Here is a 22,938-nt window from a genome sequence, read left to right as displayed (position 1 = left end):
TAGGTTATTTCAGGGTGTTAAAAACCGCCTGGTTAATCTTAACCGGGTACTTTTTCTTCAGCTGCGCCAGCCATTTTTCCTCCAGAACCTGCTGATAGTCGCTGATCACCATTCCACGCGCATCGTCGAACGACCGTTGTTGCTTGCCAGGGTAAAGCTTGAAGATGTAATTGAAACTGGTAGAATTGTCGCTTTCGTTTTTTACTGGTGCAGTTAAAAGTCCTTCCGAAAAATTTGTGCGATCGACAACAGGAAGCTGGCCCAGTTCATAACGGCCACTATCGGCAGTTACCAGGTTACCATATGATCCAGTAATCATCCGCCAGTTGGCAACACTATCCTTTAACCGTTTTGAAACTTGCTGGTAAACATCTTCCGCATCGCAGGAAACAATTAACGCATCTGCACTCTCCGACCACTGGTACTTTTGCTTATGCGAATTGTAATGGGATAACATGCCCGCGGTATCAACATTGGCCCTTGCCCAAACGTTTTTGTCCATAATACCGAACAACAGGTTGGCCTCCATAAACTCCTCTACCTGCTGTTTAAACGCCGGGTTATAGTCTTCCAGGTGGTTTCTATAATACTCACCCCCGGTAATTGCTACATACTCCTTCATTAATGCGGGATAATCCAGTTTCCCAAGTTCAGTTTGCGCAGTTCGAACTGCGCGGGCAAACTTCAGCCAGTCGCCAACCGTAATCTGCTGTTTCGCAAAAGAGAACAGAACCGTTTTCTCATTCAGGTTTTTGAATGATGTGATGTTTTTACCGGAAGCGCTGCTATCCGTAAATGACCAAAGTTGCTTTGCATCATAGGCTGCAGGTTTGTACCTGATGAGCGCAAGCCTTTTTGCCACGAGTGCTTTCCGGGATTGGTTTAACCTGTCGTCCTGCAGGGTTCTATCCCTGAAAGTTGCTGCAGTCTCCGGCTCATCGAAACTGTTACCCACAGGTTTGATTGCGATGAGCTTCAATATATGAAACCCATAGTTTGTTTCGAATGGCTTTGACACTTCCCCGGGTTTAGATAATGCAAAGGCAGCCTGTTCAAAAGGTTGACTAAATTGGCCTACGCCAAACTCAGCAAGTTGACCGTCGTTATTTACCGTTGAAACGTCTGCACTTACTTCGTGTACCAGGCTGGAAAAACGACTGGAGTCTTGATGTAGAAGATTGTAGACCGAGTCTGCTTTCCGGCGCGCAATCGACTTTTCTGCTTCACCCGAACCGGGTGGGTACGACACCAGGATTTGTGCTACCTGTCTTCTCCCCAATCCTTTCCGCTCTTCGAGGTTTTTGAAAATGTGATAGCCAAGTTTGCTTTTGAAAGGTGCTGAAAAGCTGCCAGGCTTAAGACTGTAGGCAACGTTTTCAAAATCGTAAGGCAAGGTAAATGCCGTAATGAACCCGAGATCGCCGGATGTTTGAATGGTAAAAGGGTCGTTTGAATACTCCTGTGCGATGGTCGAAAACTCCTTACCTGCTTTCAGTTGCTCATAAGCCAACCGGATTTTCCTAAAAGCTTCGGTACTGTCTTCTTTTTCGTTTAACTCAATAAATACCTGCGCCAGGTGAATGTCTTTCAGGCTGCGATTAAAGGCCTCACGCGACAGGTCCATTATATTCGCCTCTTCGTTGATGATGTTTTCCGCAACCTGCTTTTTAAAATTGTCGAGTTCGTATTTCTGGGTGGGATCTTGCTGCAGTTTAGCGTCGTAGGCGGCTTGTACTTTTAATTTGAAGTTGATGTACAGGTCCAGGTATTCCTTTAGCGATTGCTTCCGGTTATCTGATGGGGTTGGGTTTTTGTTGAATGCTTTTACAAATTCTTCTTTGGTCACCGTGTTCTTTCCATAACTAAAAATCGGTTGCGCGTTGGTAGCAACGATACACATTCCCAGTAAACCGGAAAGCGCAAATTTCTTTATCATCGTCTTTTAAGTTGAACTAGGGGGTTGATTTCCGGGCCTTCAATTTAGCCTGCAGAACGTCGTCAAACTGTTCTATAGTAAGCATTTTGCCTATGATCCGTTTTTGATCGTCCAACAAATATAATGTCGGGGTTTTGAAAACGTCATACAATTGCCTGAAGTTGGGCAGCCCCTTTTTCGACTCTTCGTCGCGCAGTTGTTTTGGCTGGTAAATGTGTTGCCACTCGGTAAGCTTGTTTTCTGCTATGAATTTTTTCCAGGCTTCATTGGCCGCTTCGTCGACGTTTACTCCAATCAACTTTACACCGAGCCCTTTCCACCTGGCCCGGTAAATTGAGTCTACCCTGGGGATAGTTTCCTTACAATGCCCGCAGTTTGGATCCCAAAAACTTACAAAAGTAAAAGGTGCCTTCACACCATACAGGGTAACACTTTTACCGCTCGTATCAAGCATGGCCAGGTCGGCAGCAGGTTCCCCGAGCTGGTTGGCCATAAGGCTGTATGCCCGGTCGAAAATGTACTGCCGTTGTTTTTGACTCAACCATGCGGTATCACCTTTAGTATAATATTTGTCGAACAGGTACAGGAAAACTTTTTCCTGACCCATATATTCAGGGTTAATGTATTTATCGGTGAATTTGCCCAACAGGTATTTAAACATTTCCTTACTGTTCCGGCTTACCAACAGCATGTAGTTTACTTCAGGAATTATAGAGTCGGCATCCTGGGGTACATAATATTTATAGTACTCCTCCAGTTTCGGTTCAAAAAATGGCGTCCGAACCAGCCGTTCATCATCGAACGACACACCATCCCACCAATGCTCTTTTACAAACCGGTACGGGTACGCCGAGTCGGCTGAACCATTTGCCAGCTTTGGAATTGCGGGGATCTCCGGCCGTTTCATCGTGTGAAAGAAACTTGCAAGCATCGACTTAGGGTGTTTTTTCAACAAGTCTTCCCGGTACGACTGCAGTTCTTTGTTGCCCTGGGCAAGTTCAGTTTTAATCAGGGTGGAATCCCGTTCGGTTGTTGCCGCGCTTAGTTGCCGTTGCAGCGCATTTAGCTGGGGTGCCTTTTCTCCGAGGTAACGTGTATATTCCTGGAACAGTTGATTTTCCTGCGACCCGGTGATCGTAACAACTTCCGGTTTAAGGGTATCGGCCTTTATGCTGAATCGTTGTTCATTGTCCATGAGCAGCTCAAACAGCAACACTTTCCTGGGGGATACTACAAAATAAATACCTCCTGGCAGCCTGGTTTTACCTTTAAAAACACCCTGGCTGTTTTTGTCGAGGTATGCGGAGTCTGCAAGATTCTTATATTGTCCGAAATGGCAGCCCAGGTATACCCAGCAGTCCTTCAGCGGGGTTAGGGTAATGGGAATATTATACCCGGTCGCCTGGGTAGCAGCAGGTTTTGCTTTGGTTGCAACCTTATTTTGAGCAGAGGTGGTTCCAACAACAAACACACAAAGCGTTGCAAGTACAAGTATTCTCATAGAAACAATATTTCGAACAAGAGTAAAAATATTCTTAAAAGGTCAAAACGGTTTTTTAAAAATGTTAATACAGTCATTAATATTAGCCCTCCCCTACCTTAATAACGCTGATTCAAGCATCAGGATTATGTTACCGGCAGTTGTACCATGATGATACATCGTTGCCCGCCCGGCTGGAACCGTTCGGACGGGCGATGCTCCGTTCAATTGCAAACCTTTGTGGATCATCCGCCCCTAATCATAAGGTTAAATCTTTTCTATAGCTTGTTGGTTGCGTTTACTTTTGTGGCCATGAGAGGTAAAAAGGTGGTACTACAAAATGTGCGGCTCGAAAATTACGCGGCAGAAGGTAAGTCTCTAGCGCGGGTGGATGGTAAGGTGATCTTTGTTGAGAACACTATACCAGGCGATGTGGTAGACGTTTTCCTGCGAAAAAATAAAAAAGACTGGGCAGAAGGTGTTGCGGTGCACTTTCACGCGTATTCAGATCAGCGGGTTACTCCGTTTTGCCAACACTTTGGCGTATGTGGCGGCTGTCAGTGGCAAATGCTACCTTATGAAAAGCAGCTGGAATATAAACAACAACAGGTTGCGGATAACCTAACCCGCATCGGGAAAGTTGCGCTCCCTCCTATTTTACCCATATTGGGGGCGACTGAAACACGGTACTATCGCAATAAAATGGAGTACACGTTTTCGCCAAAGCGCTTTTTACTCCCGGAGGAACTGCACAACCCAAATGTTTCCTCCGAAGAAAACGTTGCCGGGTTTCACGCCCGGGGGCTTTTCGACAAAGTCGTGCAAATCATCAAATGTCATCTACAGCCAGAGCCCACTAATGATCTAAGGCTTGCTGTTCACGACTATGCCAGGGACCAGCAGTTAAGCTATTACGACATTAAGGCGCATCATGGATTTCTACGCACTATGCAGGTAAGAATGGCAACTACGGGTGAAATCATGGTGAACATCGTTGTAGGTAGCAACGACAAAAAGAAAATCGAGGCCTTGCTCAACCACCTTGTTCAACGTTTTCCGCAAATCACTACCCTCCTATACACCTTTAATCCAAAGAAAAACGATAGCATATTCGACCTGGAGCCTGTTGTATATACCGGGAAAGGATACATTATTGAGCAACTCGAAAGCTATCGTTTTAAAATATCGCCAAAGTCATTTTTTCAAACCAATACCCGACAGGGCGAAGCACTTTACCGGGTTGCACGTGATTTTGCCGAACTTGATGGCAGCCAAACCGTGTACGACCTATACTGCGGAACCGGGAGCATCGGCATTTTCGTGAGCAGCAAAGCAAAAAAGATTATCGGGGTAGAGATGATCGATGAGGCCATCAGGGACGCCCGCGAAAACGCAACCATTAACAACCTTTCGGATGCGGTATTTGTAACGGGTGACGTGGTTGATATTTGTAACGACAATTTTTTCTACGAACATGGCCGGCCAGATGTCGTAATTACGGATCCCCCACGCGCAGGAATGCACGAAAAACTGGTAAATAAGCTGCTTGAAATTGAAGCCCCGACCATTGTTTATGTCAGCTGTAATCCTGCTACCCAGGCGCGCGACCTGGCCCTGCTTGATGAAAAATATGTTGTTACCAGGGTACAACCGGTAGACATGTTTCCGCATACCCTGCATATAGAGAACGTGGTACAATTAAAACGGCGCTAACTTTTGGCAACTTACTTTTGTTATTGAACGAATCCAATTTTATGATGCAATTCAGACCCTCGCGCTTCGAGGTGCTTCCCCTGGTAGTAAAAAACCTGGTTATTATAAATGTTCTTTTCTTTTTGGCGAAGATTACCGTGGGCAACTTCAATCCCTCAGCAATGCAGGATCTACTTGCCTTACATAATGTTCAATCGCCACTGTTTAAACCGTGGCAGATCATTACCCATATGTTTATGCATGCCGATTGGATGCACATTCTATTCAATATGATAGGATTGTGGATGTTTGGGGCCCCCCTTGAAAATGAATGGGGACCTCGCCGTTTTCTTACCTTTTATTTTTTGTGTGGAATAGGCGCTGCTTTACTTCACCTGTTTTTTTTGTGGTACGGCTCAAAGGATTTTATTGCCCAGCTCGATTACCTGCGCACCCACCTCACGTTTGAAAACCTTTACGCCTTTACCACGGGTGAGAGCGGGCTACGTGGATTAGTGACAGAAGAGGTTGCCGACAAAGTAAACACAGCCGGCAAATTCCCCGACAATCCAACTTATCTCACAAGTGCATTTTCAGCGGTACAGGAACGTGCCTACCAGGCCATCAGTCGTCCTACCGTAGGTGCAAGCGGGGCGGTTTTTGGCATATTGGCCGGTTTCGCGTACGTTTTCCCGGATGCCAGAATTTATCTTTATTTTCTTTTCCCGGTTAAAGCAAAATGGCTGGGAATTGCATATTTTAGTATAGAGCTTATTATGGCCTTACAAGACCGGGGCGATGGAATTGCCCGGTGGGCACATATTGGCGGTGCTATAGTTGGATTTCTGCTCGTTTTAACCTGGAAGAGAAATCGCCCGAGGTATTATTAACGTAAATCGTTTATAACATTGTAAAGTTAATTGTATGAGTGTGCTGGAACAAAATAGCAGGCGCAAGATGTTGCTGGGGCAGGATGGTAATGCACTTGTTCTTCTTTTAGCAATCAATGCAATTGCTTTTACAATTATTACCTTTTTCAAAATTCTCCATTTTCTTGATGGTGGCAACATCACCGGCTTTGTAAGCAACATCGTTCCCTACTTTGCCATATCAGCTGAAACGCCCACGTTTGTAGCAAGGCCCTGGACCATTCTGACTTACATGTTTAGTGAGTACCGCCTATGGTCGCTGATAACCAGTATGCTTTGGTTATGGTGTTATGGTTATCTTTTCCAGGATCTGGTTGGTAATAAGAAGCTTATACCTGTTTATCTCTATGGCGGGTTGGCTGGTGGCCTGTGTTTTCTACTCGCCGTGAACGTTATCCCGGCACTTAAGGCAGCGGCACCGACTATTCAACCTCTTGCAGGTGCTGGCCCGGCAATTATGGCCGTTGCCATTGCAACTACGACGTTTGCGCCCAGGTATAAGATCTTCCCCCTGATCAATGGCGGTATTCCGCTTTGGATCCTCACCCTCATATTTGTACTCATCAACTTTGCAACCGTTGGTTTTTCAAATCCTGGCTACGCCATTGCTGAAGTAGCCGCCGGTGTAATGGGCTATGTATTTGTTTGGCAGTTACGCCAGGGCCACGACTGGAGCGAGTGGATGGTTAATCTTGTTTCATGGACGGACAACCTGTTTAATCCAGCTAAAAAGTACCAAAAGAAGCCGGAGAAGCCTACCCTGTACTATAACGCTCAACAACGCCCATTTGTAAAAACCCCACATGTAACCCAGCAACGTATAGATGAGCTGTTGGACAAAATAAACCAGAAAGGTTACAACCACCTTACGGATGAGGAAAAGGACTTTTTGAAAAAAGCCAGCCGCGAAGAGTTGTAATTGCGGTTGAGTTAACCGCATCCAAATTTCCGGTAACCTCTGGACGGGCTGCCCATAATTGCTTACCGGGCGGTAACGGTATACTTTCTCTTGCATAGTCACCGACATTTATCCCTTTCGTATACTTAAACAGCCTGTTTGCAATCGAAATCTGCATTTCCGGCTGGTGGATCGGTTGCGCAGTTGTTTAAACCTGAACGTTTTAACGGGTCTTTTCTGAGGTAAAAAATTATATTTACAACATGGCAGTCCGGACGTTAAGAAGATTTACAAAAACAGTTTTCATTACTCTGAACAGCATTCTTGCACTTGTTTTCCTGTTGGCCTGCCTTGCACCTTACCTGGATCCATCGGTTTGGTGGTTTATGGGTTTTCTTGGCCTTGCATTTCCTTACCTTGTTATCTTGCTCATCTTCAGTATGTTCTTTTGGTGGGTAGTAAACTTCAAGTATTCACTTATTCCTATTCTAACCCTTTTGATAGGATTTAAACAGTTGCAGGTTTTATTCGGGGTAAAGCCGGGTACGATGTTTAAAGACCGCAAGGATACCTCCGCCATAAGAATAGTTGACTGGAACATCAGGAGCTTTGAAGGTCTTAGCAACAAAGCCGATAAGAAGCGCATCGACAGGCTTTCAATTGCCGAGGCCATTATGCGGAAAAATCCCGACGTGGTGTGCCTGCAGGAGTTTAACCATTCGAATGTGCAGGACAACTTTGCACTTTTTTCCAGCAAGTACCCCCATCATTATTTCTCCAAAGACTTCAAAAGACGAACTAATAACTACCAATCGGGAAGCGTGATTTTTTCGAAACACCCGATTATCGACTCAGGCAGGATTGAATACCCGGGACCCTACAACGAGAGCCTTATATTCGCTGACATCAAAGGACCGCACGGAACCATACGCGTACTTACCACACACCTGCAATCATTCAAGTTTAACAAGCGGGACTACGAAGGGATGGAACAAATTAAAAACACAGAGAACCAAAGTTTGCAAGCATCCAAAAGTTTGTTTCAGAAGATGCGGCTTGCCTTTACGAAAAGGAGCGAACAGGCGCGTATTGTGCGTTCCGTATTAGAGAAGGTGCCCTACCCTGCTGTTTTATGCGGCGATTTCAACGATGTACCCAACAGTTATACTTACGCGCAGATACGATCCAACTGGCAGGATGCTTTCCTGGCGACCTCAATGGGCATCGGGAGAACCTTTATCGATGTGGCTCCTACCCTTCGCATAGATTACATCATGGTTGAACCCCGTTTTGATATTCTACAGTTCGATATGGTTGATGAAGCCTTAAGTGATCACCTGATGCTGATCACGGATGTTGCTTTAAAATAGCACCATCATGCATTTGTAACAATTTATTACCTTCGGCGCCTAACGTCTTTTAACATGGAGTTTGTTTCCTGCCACACTGCCGGTTGTTGTTGCCTTTAGCTGAAAAGTTTCAGGCCATTTGCGTTTCTATTCTCTACAACTCCTTACTTTATCATATGTCGCAATTATCCGTTTACAATTCGTTAACCCGGAAAAAAGAAGTATTCACACCCCTTACGCCCGGCCACGTAGGCATGTACGTATGCGGACCAACCGTAAGTGGTGAAAGCCATCTTGGACATGCCAGACCTTACATCACCTTCGATGTGATTTTCCGATACCTTACCTACCTCGGTTATAAGGTGAGGTATGTACGCAACATTACTGATGCAGGCCACTTTGAGGAAGAGGGCAGGGAAGCAGAAGACAAGATCAGCAAGAAAGCAGTGGTGGAAAAGCTTGAACCCATGGAACTGGTGCAGAAGTATACCAACCGGTTTCACGACGCCATGAAGCGGTTTAACAATCTTGAACCCAGTATTGAACCTACTGCTACCGGGCACATTGTTGAGCAGATTGGTATGATCGAAAAGATCATCCGCGATGGCTACGCCTATGTTGTAAATGGTAGTGTTTATTTCGACGTAGAAAAATATAACAGTGACTTTTCCGCAAAAGGGCTACCCTATGGAATGTTGAGCGGAAGGGTTCTTGAAGAGCAGGTAGACAGCACGCGCGACCTGGACAACCAGGAAGAAAAACGCAACAAGCCGGATTTTGCCCTTTGGAAAAATGCGCCCCCGGAGCACATTATGCGGTGGAAGAGTCCATGGGGCGACGGGTTCCCGGGTTGGCATATTGAATGTTCGGCCATGAGTGCCAAATACCTCGGGGATGAATTTGACATTCATGGCGGTGGCATGGACCTGATGTTTCCACATCATGAATGTGAAATTGCGCAAAGCACCGTTTGCAACAACAAAACCCCAGTACGTTATTGGTTACACAATAATATGATTACCATCAATGGCAAAAAGATGGGAAAGAGCTACAACAATACCATTAAGTTAAGTGAGCTCTTTAGCGGCAATAATCCCATTCTCGAACAGGCATATAGCCCGATGACGATCCGGTTTTTCATTCTTCAAACCCATTACAGCAGTACGCTCGATTTTGGGAATGAGGCTTTAAAAGCTGCTGAAAAGGGTTTTCGCCGTTTATGGGAAAGTTATGAGTCGTTACAGAAGTTCCAGGTGGATGCGTTTGCTTTTAGTGAAGACCAGGTTGACCCGGAACTGAATAGCAAGGTAGTTCGATTACTGGGTGGTTTCGACGAGTTTATGAACGACGACTTTAATACGGCGAAAGTGTTGGCCAATATATTTGAGCTGGTACCCGTAATTAATTCGATACGCGACAAGCATATCCATCCCGGTGCATTGACCAAAGAAAACATGTCACTGCTTCAAACGCAGATGAAAGTTTATGTGGAAGATATCCTCGGATTGCAAAGTGAGCAGGCGGATAATACAAAGCTTGAAGGCGTATTGCAGGTGCTGATCGAGTTAAGAAAAACAGCTAAATCGAAGAAAGATTTTGTTACATCAGACGCAATCAGAAAACAATTGCTTGTACTTGGCATTGCATTGAAAGATGAGAAAGACGGAAGTATAAGCTACACCATCAATTAGTTTTAGTGCAGGATCGGTTGTTCCAGGTATAAGCTGTTTTCCGGGGTGCCGGAAGAAGTTATACTGTTGACGGGCAGGCGGATAGAAGTGGCTACCCCGCTGAGGGCTTGTGCATGGCCATGTGGCGGAGTAGTAACGGATAGCCGCAAATGTCGCTGATCGGGAACATTGGTTGAATGCCCAACATTTCTCTAAAGCTTTTATTGGATCGTGCCGGAACTGTTTCGGATGTACAAACCAGGCTAATGGTCGCAGTCGTCGGCGTGGGCGTGATTGTGCACCCGGCAGGCCTTGTAGTTGATGACATGGGCCGTAATGATGCCGGTTACCGCCGGAAGCAATAGCCAGAGTTCATATTCAATAAAAAATATCTTCAGTATCAGGAAGAGGAAGCCGATGGAAAAGATAACCATCGGAATAATACTATGGTGGTGCTTTCTGTAACCATGGTATAACGACCAGGTTCCTATGCAGAATGCGAGAGTGATCATTGCTGCTTCAAAAGCAGGATTCTCAATCAATTCCACCCCAAATATTGGCAGGCTTGTAATAAACAACGGTAAGAGGGCACAGTGTATAGCACAGGCCAGGGAGGTTGCTATACCAAGCGCGTCCAGGTTTAATTTTGATTTCATCAAGTTGGCAAAGCTAAATCAATGCAACAAAGTTGCAAAATGTTTGTTAGGGTAGGGTGCGGTCATGATTTTACCACCCGCAGGGTGTAAATTTGTACAACAAAAGATTATATGAACAAGAAGCTTGTAGGATATGGATTATTTTTCATTGTGCTGACCGGGGCATTCTTCTTTTTTGTGTTCAGGGGAACCGACAACTGGAGGAGGAAGATCCCTGTAATCAATTATGTAAAACCATTCGCATTTACCAACCAGGATAACCAGACCGTTACGGAAAAAGACATTGCCGGGAAAGTAACGGTTGTGGAGTACTTTTTCACAACGTGCAAGGGTATATGTCCGCGAATGAACACCAGCATGAAGACGATTTATGAGGAGTTTAAGGACGAGCCTGACTTTCTTATTCTTGCCCACACCGTACAGCCCGATACAGACAGCGTACCAAGGCTGAAATATTATGCCGATAGCCTGAAAGTGAATACCAGTAAATGGATTTTCCTGACCGGGGACAAAAACAAGTTGTACACTGCCGCTCGTGGAAGCTACTTACTCGACGATCCGAAAAATAGCGTTGACAAACTGGAGGATCAATTTATTCATACCCAGTTTTTTGCGTTGGTCGACAAAAATGGCCAGGTGAGGGGCGGGGCTTACGATGGTTTGAAGAAGGAAGAAATGAAAAAGCTAAGCAAAGACATAAAGGACCTTCTTCAGGAGAAAAAGCTGACGGCTGCACTGTAACAAACGCATTAATTAATCATCCACAATTCAACGACATGCAAGCCAGGATAATGGATATTCTCAAAAAGAACCAGCTCAGCGTTACGGAGAGCCGGAAGAAGATCCTGGAACTTTTCCAGGATAACCCGGGAGCCCTGGCGCATCATGATATCGAACTTAAAACGGGAGAGAAGTTTGACCGGGTAACTATTTACCGCACTTTGCAAACCTTTGTTGAGAAAGGAATTTTGCACACCATTCCATCAGCCGATAACTCGATTCGGTATGCGCTGTGTAAGGATGAATGCACAGAAGGCCATCATCACGACAACCACGTTCACTTTATTTGCGATAAGTGTGAAACCACGTATTGCCTCGAAGCAATCACGGTTCCAGAAGTCAAACTTCCCAAAGGTTTTGTACCCAACCAGATAGAAGTGGTGGTCAACGGCAAATGCAGGAACTGTGTAAAGTAACCTGGTTGCCCCATGGTTGATCATCCATTCATCGAACTCAAGTGGGCTAAGGAGCGGGACTAAGCTATCGTTAACCTTCGTACCCGGATTTTTCCTCCTGCCACAGATCGGCATATTCTGCCGGGTTTCGCTTAAACTGAATAAGTACAAACCGGCAAAGGGGTACAACTTTAAGGTTGTGTTCACGTGCATGTTCAACCATTACCCCCAGCAGCTTTTTTGCAAGCCCCTGGTCTTCGTAGGCCGGATCGACCTCGGTATGGTAGGCAATTAACTCATTACTTTTAACAGCAACTTCCATTTCGGCGATCTTGTTATTTGCTTCTTCGATAAAAAACAGGGCCTTACCGTCGGGGTAATTTTCAAATTGTACTTCTGTCATATTGGTTTGCTATTGATGGTATTTAGCAACAGTATGTGCGGTGCACATAACCGTGCCGTTAACGCTGATAAAGATAGTGCGTTGGGTGGTTGCAACATCAGGCTGAAAATAGACCTCTCAATCGAGGAGTTCCGGCGCGTTAGCACTTAACCTGCGCCGTTTAATTTACGCCCCCGAACCATACATTTTCCTGTCTCTATTGCTGTAAAGGAGTGTCCGGCAAGATACCACGGCGAACCATTTGGTTCTCCCACAACCTTTTTCGTGCAAACTTGTTGGTTTTTGTGTTTATCTGCTGTAAATCAATTAGTGCTTCTGTCATTGCAATTAAAGAACATCTATACTAAGCTCCGGTACTGGGAGAACTGGCCTTACCTTGCCAAGTACATCCCGCTTTCACCTTTTTGGTTCTGGTATTGTTTGCGTGCGCGATCCTTATGGTTTTTCACCCCTTCAAATCCTTCAATTACATTCGGCGGCTTCGAGGGTGAAGGCAAAAGAGAGATGTATGCACAACTACCCGAGGGTACATATCCACGGAGCATCTATGTTCAGCATGACGAATTATTTACCCTGGTTTTGGAGCGGGTTAAGGCCGCTGGTTTCGAGTACCCGTTTGCTGTTAAACCAGACGTAGGCATGATGGGTTTGATGTTCAGGCAAATCCATAACGACGACCAATTTAAACGTTATCATGAGTTGATGCCCTCCCTGTACATAGTTCAGGAAATGGTCAATTTTCCGCTTGAAGTAAGCGTGTTTTATTTCCGCTACCCATGGGAACAAACAGGGACAATTACCGGTTTTCTGAAAAAAGAGTTTTTGGAGGTAATAGGGGATGGCAGATCGACCTTGTTGCAACTTCTCGAAAGGTATGAACGAGTTACATTCCGGCTTGACGAAATGAAGGTTAAACACCGGGAAAAGCTAGGCGAGATTTTGAAAAAGGGAGAACGGTATTGCCTGAGTTATGCTTTAAACCTGAGCAGGGGAGGCAAACTCGTAAGTTTAGCGCACGAGATTGATGAACCTTTAACGGCCCTATTTGATAAACTCAGCCTTGAAACGGGCACATTTTATTATGGACGCTACGACATCCGTTGTGCCTCAATTGAAGCCCTGAAGCGTGGACGTGAGTATAGCATTCTCGAGTATAACGGCTGTGGGGCAGAACCTCACCACATCTATGGCAATGGCAATTCGCTCCTAAAAGCCTATAAAATCGTGCTTTTTCATTGGAAGGTGCTTTACCGGATTTCAAGGTTTAATCATGCAAATGGCCATCCAACATGGACCTATCGCCAGGGTTTGTTGTTTTTACGCGCCGCCCGAAAGCACTTTTCGCGGTTAAAACAGCTGGACAAGCTTCTTGAAACATAGATATAATTAATCATACTTTGAACGGTTTTCATCGGTTGCAATTAGGTGTGTGCACAACGGCATGCTTTTTAAATTTATGAACCCATGAACACACCAGTTATTAGCCCGGATGAAGGGGAGATTGTTGCTTTATACCGTCAATTGATTGCGGAAAAGACTTTTCCCTGTGTAGCAGCAAAAGCAGCGTTGAGCCGTGAACAAATTCACTGTTTCGTAGCCGGGCATATGGCTTGTCCTAAAGATGACGCGGCCATACTTGAATTCTTATATGATTTTATTGACTCCTACCGGAGTTCTGACCAGCTTTACCATAGCGCGAGCATCATATTCTCTGCACCCGGCAATTGTTCAGAAGTACAATTTGAAACACAACTCTGGCACCGGCTGCAGGCACTATCTGACCTGGATGCTTATAAATACCCGTATGACAAGAGGGTAGCAGCGGCCCCCGACCAGGTCGACTTTAGTTTCAGCCTTAAAGAGGAGGCCTTTTTTATTATCGGTTTGCATCCCAACAGCAGCAGGCTGAGCAGGCAGTTTGAATATCCCACAATGGTGTTTAACCCGCATGCTCAGTTTGGCGACTTGCGCGCTGCCGGCAAATATGAAGCAATGAAAGCTACGGTTCGGAAACGGGATATTGCAGTTTCCGGAACAGTAAACCCGATGTTGCGCGATTTTGGCGAAGCTTCGGAGATCTACCAATACAGTGGCAAAGTATACGACCAGTCCTGGCAGTGTCCCTTACACATCAAGCATAAGAAATGAACATCATAACCCCGAGAAGTGGTGTAGCCTTTGAATTAAAAAAAGGCGCATCCTTAAAAATTACCGATATCGAAGGGCAACAGGTTTCAGACCTTATCTGCTACAATTGCGATGACACAAGCGAATATTTGTCGGCAGGTCGAACCCTGGATTATACAGAAACCATTTACCTCAGCAAGGGACATCGCTTCTATTCTAACCGGAGCAATGTGATGTTCTCGATAACCGAAGATACCGTTGGTACCCATGACTTTTTGCTGGCGCCCTGTAGTGCGGAAATGTTCAGGATCACTTATGGAGACAAGGTGCCGCATCGCGGATGTTTTGGTAACCTGTGCGAAGCGTTGGAGCCATTTGGAATAGGGCCGGATAACATACCAACATGTTTTAATGTTTTTATGAATGTTCCGGTAGATGGGGCTACGGGTAAATTGGCTGTGCTGCCGCCTAAAAGTAAAGCCGGTGACTACCTAATAATCACGGCCGAGATGGACCTGGTCGTTGGTATGACCGCCTGTTCAGCCGGGATGAGCAACAATTTCTCCTACAAGCCGATAGGGTGGGAGATCTTGGAGGGTTGATGAGTTGATAGGTTGAGAAGTTGATAGGTTGATCAGTTGAGAAGTTGACAAGTTGATAGGTTGAGAAGTTGATTTATGGAGAAGTTGATTTGTGGAGAAGTTGACAAGTGAAGACGCCATTCGCAAACTTGAGACCCATCATTCACAGATCATAGTTCAATGTCGTTGACTTAAGAACTTTTTTTGGGAGCCGGCGTTCGGAAAACTATTGAGCATCGTTGTGTCACTCACTTGTACTTGCAGCTATTCTGTTCGGCTTTTTTTATCTGGTGCTTAAGGAAACGACATTGGATCATAGTTCATCGTTAACAAGAGATCCCTCGTTGCCTCGCGATGACAACACAGTTGATCAGCCTCGTAATAACAACCAACCTGAACCGAACAATCATTACGTCTCATCTCCCATATCTCATCACTCATAACTCTACACCCATAACTCTACACCCATAACTCTACACTCATAATTCTACACTCTTCACTCTCAACTCACTCACAGCTTCTCCATCTCCCAATTTACAAACTTCATCAACGTTTCTATATGGCCTGGTGAAAGATCAAACTTCAGTCCGGCTGCTTCATAAAGCGCGGGAAGCGTTTTTGTTCCGCCCAGACTAAGTGCCTGCATATAATTGTTCAACGCCTGTTCTTTGCTTTGTTTGAATTGCATCCACATCCCGATCGCACCTAATTGAGCAATCCCGTATTCGATGTAATAAAAAGGTACCTCAAACAGGTGAAGCTGTCTTTGCCAGCCAATTTTCCGGTATTCTTCCAGACCAATAAAGTCAACGGTATGGGTCGAAAACTCTTCCAGTATTGCTGTCCATTTAGCTGTCCGCTCTTCTAAAGAATGGGTTGGATTTTCGTAAACCCAATGCTGGAACTTATCGATCGTAGCGATCCATGGAAAGATGCTGATGGTACGCTCCAGCTGGTGCTCCCTGGCGCGTTGCAGATCTTCCGGCTTGTCGAAGAACACCTGCCAGTAGTCCATGCTGAAAAGTTCCATGGCCATGCTCGCAACCTCGGCAATCTCCATTGGGTATTCTTTAAAGGCGCTGAGTTCGAGGGGGTGCGCGAGAAAAGAATGGATGGCATGACCGCCTTCGTGAACCATGGTGGTTACATCGTGCATCTGGCCAGCCGCATTCATAAAAATAAAGGGGGCACCACTTTCCGCGAGCGGGCAATTGTAACCTCCCGGGGCTTTTCCTTTACGGCTCTCCAGGTCCAGGTGACCAATTGCCTTCATCTTCCGCAGGCAGTCTGCAAAAAACGGGTTAAGTTGCTCAAAGCATTGGATGGTTTTTTCGGTTAGCTCTTCCCCGGTTTTAAAGGGGTTTAGCGGCTCAACTCCTTCAGGCTCTGCTTCGGTATCCCATGGCCTTAACACATCAACGCCAAGTTTGGCTTTTTTCTTCAGGTTGATCTTTTCAACCAACGGCAAAACATGAAGCTTTACGGCTTCGTGAAACTTGAAACAATCCTCTTTGGTATAGTCAAACCGGCCCATTTCGGCAAACTTATAATCGCGGTAGTTTGCAAAACCGGCATTTAAAGCAACCTGGTGACGCTTTTGGATGAGTTGGGTGTATAAATCATTTAGGGCATCTTTATCCAACGCCCTTCTTTCATTGATCTTGCGGTACACTTCCTCCCGTAAGTTGCGGTCGTGGCTCTCCAGGAATTTAGCCGCTTGCTGCAGTGTATATTCCTGTCCATTTACCTCGATCGTCATCTTAGCCGAAATCACCCCGAACTGTTGTTGCATTACACTCAGTTCTGCCTGTAGCGGAATATTTTCTTCGCGGTACAGGTCAATACTTTTTTTAACGCTTCGCAGGTAGGTAAAATACTGGTTTTGGTTGAGTTCTTTGGTGTAAGGGTTGGAAACCAGCTTACGGTTCAGCAGGTCCGCATAGGGTTGCAATTTTGGCTGGATCTCCATGCAGAAAAAGTTGAACGACTCTTCCAGCGACTTATCGGTAGTATCACAAGTCATTTTGATTTGGCGCCAACAAGCATCTTCGCTTACCACGGCCTCCAATTCACTCATATCCCTCAACCATTTCTCCAGGTCGCCGGCAGAATTAATTGGCCGGTCAACCAGTTGTTTAAAAAACGGCTCAACAGCTTCCCAGTTGGTTAATTTAAAGTCAGCTGGTACAAAGTGACGTGGTAGCTTCTGTATGTCTGCGTTTAGCGTCATAAGGGGTACAATTTAAAAAGTCCGGGAACCAAGCCGAACCAGCGGGTTCGATCTCGATTACCGGACCTGAAGGATGCAATAAGTTATTCTTCTTCTGATTTCTTCTTTTTCGGCGCCTTTTTCTTTGCAGAACCAGGCTCTTCAGTTGTTTCTGCTGCTTCAACCAACTCCGAGTCTTCAGAAACGGTTTCAGCAGCACCTTCCGTGGTGGATGCCTCAACAGCTTCAAGCGGCTGATCAGTTACGTCAACATCTTCTGCTGCATCGTCTTCGGCTTCCTCAGACTGCTGGGTCAACTTAAATTCAACATCATTGGCGGAAAGTATAGTATACCATTTTACCATTTTCTTCATGTCGCTGGCATATACCCTTTCAAAATCCAGTTCGGGATATACTTTTTCGAAGAATGCTTTGATGGCGGCATTGTCCTTCTCCGATGGTGTAGCTTCACCGGACTGTTTAATAGCCTGCAGCACATCTACAAGGTTAACATTTTCACCAGTCGTGTAAACTTCTATGCTTTCCAGGTGAGAAAAATTATGTATACGCGAAGAAACAAATTTGGTTGATTTGTCTTCTAAAGAGCGAACGATTGCACCGTCTTTTTTACTTCCAACCAGCTCGAATAAACCCGCCATCCCGCTGATTGCAATGATTTTCCCATACTCCATAATGTCAAAATTTTGAGGGCTGCAAGATAGGTGGAAATACCGCTCCAGCAGGATACGGGTATAATTTTAGGCTTTTTATTTAGTTATGAATGCGTGCAACTATTTCACCGCTTCAAGTTCTTTTTGCATCTTAAACATTTGGTCCCGCAGCCTGGCAGCTTCCATAAAGTCCAGGTCACGCGCAGCTTTCTCCATTTGTTTTTTCACCTGTGTAATCGCTTTTTCCATTTGCGGAATGGTCTTGTACTCCTGCTGCTGTTCAGCTGCAACGAGGGGTTTATCGTCGATTAGTGAATACTCTACATTGTCGTCACTGCCCTTAATATCCAGTACAGACGTTTGCTTCATGATTTGCTCAACCGTTTTCCGGATGGTTTGAGGGGTAATCCCATGTTCCAGGTTATAGGCAATCTGCTTTTCACGACGGCGATTGGTTTCATCAATCGTCCGCTGCATACTTTCTGTCATTGTATCAGCGTAAAAAATTACGAGTCCGTCAACGTTTCGTGCAGCCCGGCCGGCGGTTTGGGTAAGTGATCGTTCATTGCGGAGAAAGCCTTCTTTGTCGGCATCAAGAATGGCGACCAGCGAAACTTCGGGGAGGTCAAGTCCCTCACGCAAGAGGTTAACACCCACCAGCACGTCTATTTCACCCAGGCGCAACTGCCGAAGTATTTCAATACGATCAAGTGTTTGTACCTCGCTGTGTATGTACTTACTTTTGATGTTGATCCGCGCCAGGTATTTATCCATTTCTTCGGCCATCCTTTTGGTTAGGGTGGTCACCAGTACCCGGTCGCCTTTGGTTACGCGTTTGTCAATTTCATCGAGCAGGTCGTCAATCTGGTTAACACTGGGTCTTACTTCGATCGGTGGATCAAGCAAACCTGTTGGTCTTGCAATCTGTTCAATTACAAAACCGCCGGTTTTTTCGAGTTCGTAGTCCCCGGGTGTGGCGCTTACAAACACGGTTTGGTCCAGTAACGACTCAAATTCATTAAAGTTTAATGGGCGGTTATCCAGCGCACTGGGCAACCGGAAGCCAAATTCAACCAGGGTAAGCTTCCGGCTTCGGTCACCTCCATACATGCCCGCAACCTGGGGTATGGTTTGGTGGCTTTCATCAACAATGCACAAGAAGTCTTTTGGAAAGTAATCCAGTAAGCAGAAGGGCCGGGTGCCGGGTTCACGCCGGTCAAAAAATCGGGAGTAGTTTTCAATGCCGTTACAAAACCCAAGTTCCCGGATCATCTCTAGGTCGTAATTAACCCGCTCGCTGAGGCGTTGCGCCTCAATGTATTTGTTGGTCGCTTTAAAATATTCTACCTGTGCCTGCATCTCATCCTGTATCTCGTACAAGACCTGTTGCATCATATCTTTTGGTGCCAGGTAAAGGTTAGCCGGAAAAATTGCGGCATCGTCTACTGTGCTAATCCGTTTACTACTCTGGAGATCAAGCGTCTCGATTGTTTCAATTTCGTCGCCGAAGAAAGTAATGCGGTAGCCGAAATCAACATAGGGCAGGTTAATGTCAACGGTGTCACCCTTCACCCGGAAGGTACCACGCGAAAATTCTGTCTGGCTGCGATTGTACAGGCTATTTACCAGTGAGTGTAAAAACCCTTGCCTGGAAATGGTCTCCCCTTTTTTAATTCTTACGATACCGTTTGCAAATTCTTTTGGGTTACCGATACCATAAATACAACTAACGCTGGCTACAACAATAATGTCCCTGCGTCCCGTTAGCAGCTGCGATGTAGCTTGTAAGCGCAGTTTGTCCAGTTCTTCGTTGATACTCTGGTCCTTTTCAATGTAGGTGTCGCTTACCGGCATATAAGCTTCCGGCTGGTAATAGTCGTAGTAGCTTACGAAGTAACCAACCGCATTGTCGGGAAAAAACTGCTTGAACTCGCCATATAATTGAGCAACCAGGGTTTTATTATGGGTAAGCACAAGGGTCGGCCGTTGCACGTTTTGAATAACGTTGGCCATGGTAAATGTTTTACCGCTTCCCGTAACCCCGAGGAGGGTTTGGTACCTTTCACCCTGGTTCAGCCCATCGGTTAATTGTTGAATAGCCGAGGGCTGATCCCCGGCGGGTTGGTAAGGTGAGTGAATATTAAACATCGACATACTGCAAATTACTGAATGTAGGGGTTTAGCACTTGCGGCAAACTGCCGGATTTCCGGATTTATGACAGAAATAAAGATTCACAAACCAAAGCAGTCCATTGCCTACAAGACATGCTTACCCGGGAACATATTTTCTTCTTTGGGAACCAGCGGAAGAGTCAGGGTTGAACATCGTTGCCCGCCCGGATGAACCTTGTTCGGACAGGTGTCACTCCCTTTTACTGCAACAATGCTATTCAGCGTAGAAAATTCAAAATTCAAAATTCAAAATCAGCTGCTCTGCGGTTTACCCAGAGACTCCTCTGCGAAACCTCAACTTCTCCGCTTCTCTGCGGTTCCCAATACGCAATTCGCCAATCCGCAATCCGTGAATCGGCTCTACCAATACCAAATACCTCAATACCCAAGCCTCAATCGGCTCTCCGAATTCTCTGCGCCAACCTCTGCTTCTCCGCACCTCTGCGGTTCCCAATACGCAATTCGCTAATTCGTAATCCGCCAATGGGCTCCAATACCTACATCCGGAACCCTGTTGCCATGAAAATCCGGATTTGAACGGAGCGTCGCAACCATCGCCTCATCCTTGTACAACAGCTGGTCACCAAAGATGCACACTAACGACACGCAATGGCACACGGATCACACGGCTTGAAGAGATATTAAGGAAGCGCTTAACATTTATAGATTAATTACCCAAAGACTCCTCTGCGCCCACCTCCGCTTCCCGCCCTTTGCGGTTACCTAATACGCAATTCGCCAATCCGCAATCCGTGAATCGGCTCTCCTAATACCAAATACCTCAATACCCAATACCTTAGCCGCAATTCGCCAATTCGTAATCCGCCAATTCGTAATCCGCGAACCGGCTCTCCCAATACCTCGATACCCAATACCTTAATACCTAACCCCAATCCCGCAATCCGCTAAAGAGCCCCCCATGGCATGTTAATTTCAATACTTATACCAGTACTACAATCCTCATTCTACAAACCCCTTTTATGAAAAAGCAACTATTTTTCCTTTTGATAACGCTCTTTATTTCAATCACCGGCTTCTCCCAGGTCGACAGTGCACAACTGAGAAAATCTGAAAAGCGGATCGAAAGCGATGCGAAAGACACCAAGCGCCTCGACAAAAAGATTGAACGCCGGGAACGCAAAATCAACAAACAGGAAAGACGACTTAAAAGACAGGAACACCGGCGGAATAAAAAGCTCAGAAGCATAGATAAAGAGCAAAGAAAGATCGAAAGTACCCAGCAATAAAAAAAGGCAAAACCAAGTTCTTCCCCTTTCCCGGATAAGTCTTAATGCGGTACCAGCCACGGTTGGTACCGCTTTAGTTTACCGTTTTATCAAAAGCACCAGTAAGTACACGGCCGTTTATCTTAACCTGTACCCACACCCGGTATTGCCCGGCAGCAGGAAAAGCATACGGAAACGACACCACGTTGTCGTGCTGCATCGTACCCATCCCGTTTTCGGTAGTACCCGCCGGCATATCCATTCCGCTCATAAGCATCCGATCCCGGGCAGTGTCGCTTAAGGTTGACAAGTAACGGACATAGCGGTCGATGCTGTCCCTAAAAGCTTTGGCATTGGGGTATTCGTAAACCCCTTTTGGTTCTGCAATCCTTTTCGACAGGTTTTGTTCTGCAGCCATTGAAAATGTACCTACCGGGTGCAGGTGCACATATACATTTCCGTCGTTACGCACCACCGCAGCATGCCCGCTCATTCCCAGGTACGGATCAAGTTTAGCCGGTTTTCCATCTGCAGCTGTCACCGAAAATTTCATCGTGTACAACTTCCCGCTTTGTAAAGGCGCGGTCGTCATGTCTTCCCACACCATAACGGATCCATCTTTCAACCTTGCTCCGGTACCGGGTTTTCCGCAGATTATAGTACTTTCCTGGTTGGTAAGTTGAGGGTTGTCAACCACGTCTGCCGGTAGGGCAAAGGCATAGGCGTCGTCCCTGTCAAGTTGATGAATCGTGTCTGTAAGCTGGCTGGTAATTTCGAAGGTATCCTTAACTGTTTCGGTAAAGCCACTCTGAAAAACCAGATCAGCAAAAGCCAGGTATTTTCCTGGAGGCAAGGCAGGTAAAATGGTCCGGTAATTAGCGCTATCAGTTCGTTCGGGATGCAGGTGTGCAAACGCGTCCATTGCGGGGATACGCATGATGAACATGTGCATCATTTTTCCATGATCAGGAACAACAAAGGAGAAAGATGTTTTGCGTTGTGAAGTGGTATCCAGCCCAAACCTTAACTCTGCGATCCCATCCTGCTGCACAACGGTCGATTTTGCTTGTGTTGGCTTGAACATATAGCGCTGGTAATTTCTTGCCCAGCTTTGCCACCATGCATTTCCGCCATAAACCACAAGAGAAGTCAATAGTGCTGAAACAATAAATCCCACAACCCTGATCCGCCTGCGTCGGGCATTGATTTGTTCCCCGGATTTAGCGAGTGCATCGCTGACACTCGCGCCAATAATGGTTACCATAAGTACAAACAGCAGTAATCCAAGCCCGGCCAGGGTCCAGCCTGTTGCGGCAGGCATCTCCTTTTTGGCGGTTGAGATGGCCACAACCGGAACAATCAATTCACCGCTTCCCTCGCGGCCACTCAGGTTGATCTGGACGCTTGACGATCCGCCATTCATCAGCCAGGTTTCACCCGTATACTGACCGGTTGCACCTTCTACAGCCGTCATCGGGTCAGGCTCGGGTGCGCCCTCATCACCGGATCTGAAATACACGGCCCGAAGCGTTATCTTATTTACCGGGCTTTGCAGGTAGACCTTTACTTTGGCCACTCCGGGGATCACGTCAGGTGGCATAACGCTGACCAATAGTTTATATGGTCCTGCAGTTCCCTCCATTACCACTTCAGGGCTGCCAACATGAGCAAAACCGTTTTGCGTCAGCACGACTAATAAGATCGTCAGAATTATTTTCATAAAAGGGTAGGGCGTCTGGAATAATTAGTGTTTTGTGAACGGTT

19 protein-coding genes are annotated in these 22,938 nt (G+C 46.0%); 11 read left to right on the top strand and 8 right to left on the bottom strand.

All coding sequences use genetic code 11. The features are described from left to right. Positions 1 to 4 precede the first annotated feature (4 nt). Together EXU57_RS13755 and EXU57_RS13750 are read right to left on the bottom strand one after the other, a co-directional pair. The gene (locus EXU57_RS13755) at positions 5 to 1,936 is read right to left on the bottom strand and encodes a peptidylprolyl isomerase (RefSeq protein ID WP_133268796.1); all 1,932 of its coding nucleotides are present in this window, start codon (positions 1,934 to 1,936) and stop codon (positions 5 to 7) included. A 16-nt stretch (positions 1,937 to 1,952) separates the two neighbouring features. Continuing rightward, entirely contained in the window at positions 1,953 to 3,437 is a 1,485-nt protein-coding gene (locus EXU57_RS13750) for a TlpA family protein disulfide reductase (protein ID WP_133268795.1), read from the bottom strand. Between the two features lie 291 nt (positions 3,438 to 3,728). Here EXU57_RS13750 and rlmD point away from each other — a divergent pair, with 291 nt between their 5' ends. The 5 genes from rlmD (at position 3,729) to cysS (ending at position 9,975) form a co-directional block, all read left to right on the top strand. After that, positions 3,729 to 5,129 carry a 23S rRNA (uracil(1939)-C(5))-methyltransferase RlmD gene (rlmD, locus tag EXU57_RS13745; protein ID WP_207955477.1) on the top strand — a complete coding sequence of 467 codons (1,401 nt, stop codon included), beginning with the start codon at positions 3,729 to 3,731 and terminating at the stop codon, positions 5,127 to 5,129. Positions 5,130 to 5,170: 41 nt separating this feature from the next. Then, positions 5,171 to 5,998 (top strand): rhomboid family intramembrane serine protease, encoded by an 828-nt coding sequence (locus EXU57_RS13740; protein WP_133268794.1) that lies wholly within the window; start codon positions 5,171 to 5,173, stop codon positions 5,996 to 5,998. Positions 5,999 to 6,032: 34 nt separating this feature from the next. After that, positions 6,033 to 6,956 carry a rhomboid family intramembrane serine protease gene (locus tag EXU57_RS13735; protein ID WP_133268793.1) on the top strand — a complete coding sequence of 308 codons (924 nt, stop codon included), beginning with the start codon at positions 6,033 to 6,035 and terminating at the stop codon, positions 6,954 to 6,956. A 242-nt stretch (positions 6,957 to 7,198) separates the two neighbouring features. Then, on the top strand, positions 7,199 to 8,305 hold the full coding sequence (locus tag EXU57_RS13730; RefSeq protein WP_133268792.1) for an endonuclease/exonuclease/phosphatase family protein: 1,107 nt from the start codon (positions 7,199 to 7,201) through the stop codon (positions 8,303 to 8,305). A gap of 155 nt (positions 8,306 to 8,460) precedes the next feature. Beyond that, a complete protein-coding gene (gene cysS, locus EXU57_RS13725) occupies positions 8,461 to 9,975 on the top strand; it encodes a cysteine--tRNA ligase (protein ID WP_133268791.1) in 1,515 nt (504 codons plus the stop codon). 242 nt (positions 9,976 to 10,217) lie between these two features. On the opposite strand, the gene EXU57_RS13720 is transcribed toward cysS, so the two are convergent. After that, positions 10,218 to 10,610, bottom strand: a complete 393-nt coding sequence (locus EXU57_RS13720) for a MerC domain-containing protein (RefSeq protein WP_133268790.1) — start codon at positions 10,608 to 10,610, stop codon at positions 10,218 to 10,220. 111 nt (positions 10,611 to 10,721) lie between these two features. Here EXU57_RS13720 and EXU57_RS13715 point away from each other — a divergent pair, with 111 nt between their 5' ends. Together EXU57_RS13715 and EXU57_RS13710 are read left to right on the top strand one after the other, a co-directional pair. Continuing rightward, on the top strand, positions 10,722 to 11,351 hold the full coding sequence (locus tag EXU57_RS13715) for an SCO family protein (RefSeq protein WP_133268789.1): 630 nt from the start codon (positions 10,722 to 10,724) through the stop codon (positions 11,349 to 11,351). Between the two features lie 35 nt (positions 11,352 to 11,386). Further along, positions 11,387 to 11,806, top strand: a complete 420-nt coding sequence (locus EXU57_RS13710; protein ID WP_133268788.1) for a Fur family transcriptional regulator — start codon at positions 11,387 to 11,389, stop codon at positions 11,804 to 11,806. Positions 11,807 to 11,876: 70 nt separating this feature from the next. Here the strand turns inward: EXU57_RS13710 and EXU57_RS13705 are convergent, their stop codons facing one another. Beyond that, positions 11,877 to 12,188, bottom strand: a complete 312-nt coding sequence (locus EXU57_RS13705) for a GNAT family N-acetyltransferase (RefSeq protein WP_133268787.1) — start codon at positions 12,186 to 12,188, stop codon at positions 11,877 to 11,879. 309 nt (positions 12,189 to 12,497) lie between these two features. Between EXU57_RS13705 and EXU57_RS13700 the strand changes: the two genes are divergently transcribed. The 3 genes from EXU57_RS13700 (at position 12,498) to EXU57_RS13690 (ending at position 14,917) form a co-directional block, all read left to right on the top strand. After that, entirely contained in the window at positions 12,498 to 13,568 is a 1,071-nt protein-coding gene (locus tag EXU57_RS13700) for a hypothetical protein (RefSeq protein ID WP_243745594.1), read from the top strand. Positions 13,569 to 13,652: 84 nt separating this feature from the next. Next, a complete protein-coding gene (gene gntA, locus EXU57_RS13695) occupies positions 13,653 to 14,336 on the top strand; it encodes a guanitoxin biosynthesis heme-dependent pre-guanitoxin N-hydroxylase GntA (protein WP_133268786.1) in 684 nt (227 codons plus the stop codon). Continuing rightward, a complete protein-coding gene (locus EXU57_RS13690; RefSeq protein ID WP_133268785.1) occupies positions 14,333 to 14,917 on the top strand; it encodes a DUF1989 domain-containing protein in 585 nt (194 codons plus the stop codon). Before gntA ends, EXU57_RS13690 begins: the two co-directional genes overlap by 4 nt. A gap of 490 nt (positions 14,918 to 15,407) precedes the next feature. On the opposite strand, the gene EXU57_RS13685 is transcribed toward EXU57_RS13690, so the two are convergent. The 3 genes from EXU57_RS13685 to uvrB all read right to left on the bottom strand — a co-directional run bounded on the left by EXU57_RS13685 (position 15,408) and on the right by uvrB (position 19,930). Beyond that, on the bottom strand, positions 15,408 to 17,126 hold the full coding sequence (locus tag EXU57_RS13685) for a M3 family oligoendopeptidase (protein ID WP_133268784.1): 1,719 nt from the start codon (positions 17,124 to 17,126) through the stop codon (positions 15,408 to 15,410). Positions 17,127 to 17,209: 83 nt separating this feature from the next. Further along, the gene (locus tag EXU57_RS13680) at positions 17,210 to 17,797 is read right to left on the bottom strand and encodes a DUF5606 domain-containing protein (RefSeq protein ID WP_165958139.1); all 588 of its coding nucleotides are present in this window, start codon (positions 17,795 to 17,797) and stop codon (positions 17,210 to 17,212) included. Positions 17,798 to 17,896: 99 nt separating this feature from the next. After that, positions 17,897 to 19,930 carry an excinuclease ABC subunit UvrB gene (gene uvrB / locus EXU57_RS13675; protein ID WP_165958138.1) on the bottom strand — a complete coding sequence of 678 codons (2,034 nt, stop codon included), beginning with the start codon at positions 19,928 to 19,930 and terminating at the stop codon, positions 17,897 to 17,899. Between the two features lie 998 nt (positions 19,931 to 20,928). On the opposite strand from uvrB, the gene EXU57_RS13670 reads away from it, so the two are divergent. After that, positions 20,929 to 21,195, top strand: coding sequence for a hypothetical protein (locus EXU57_RS13670; RefSeq protein WP_133268783.1), 267 nt, complete (start codon positions 20,929 to 20,931; stop codon positions 21,193 to 21,195). A 73-nt stretch (positions 21,196 to 21,268) separates the two neighbouring features. Here EXU57_RS13670 and EXU57_RS13665 read toward each other — a convergent pair whose 3' ends face one another. Beyond that, positions 21,269 to 22,894: a hypothetical protein gene (locus EXU57_RS13665; RefSeq protein ID WP_133268782.1), complete on the bottom strand. Its 1,626-nt coding sequence runs from the start codon at positions 22,892 to 22,894 to the stop codon at positions 21,269 to 21,271. Positions 22,895 to 22,938 lie beyond the last annotated feature (44 nt).

This window comes from Segetibacter sp. 3557_3 (assembly GCF_004354985.1).
Lineage (GTDB): Bacteria > Bacteroidota > Bacteroidia > Chitinophagales > Chitinophagaceae > Segetibacter.
Note: the sequence above shows the minus strand (reverse complement) of the source record. Positions and strands in the feature narration are given on the sequence as shown.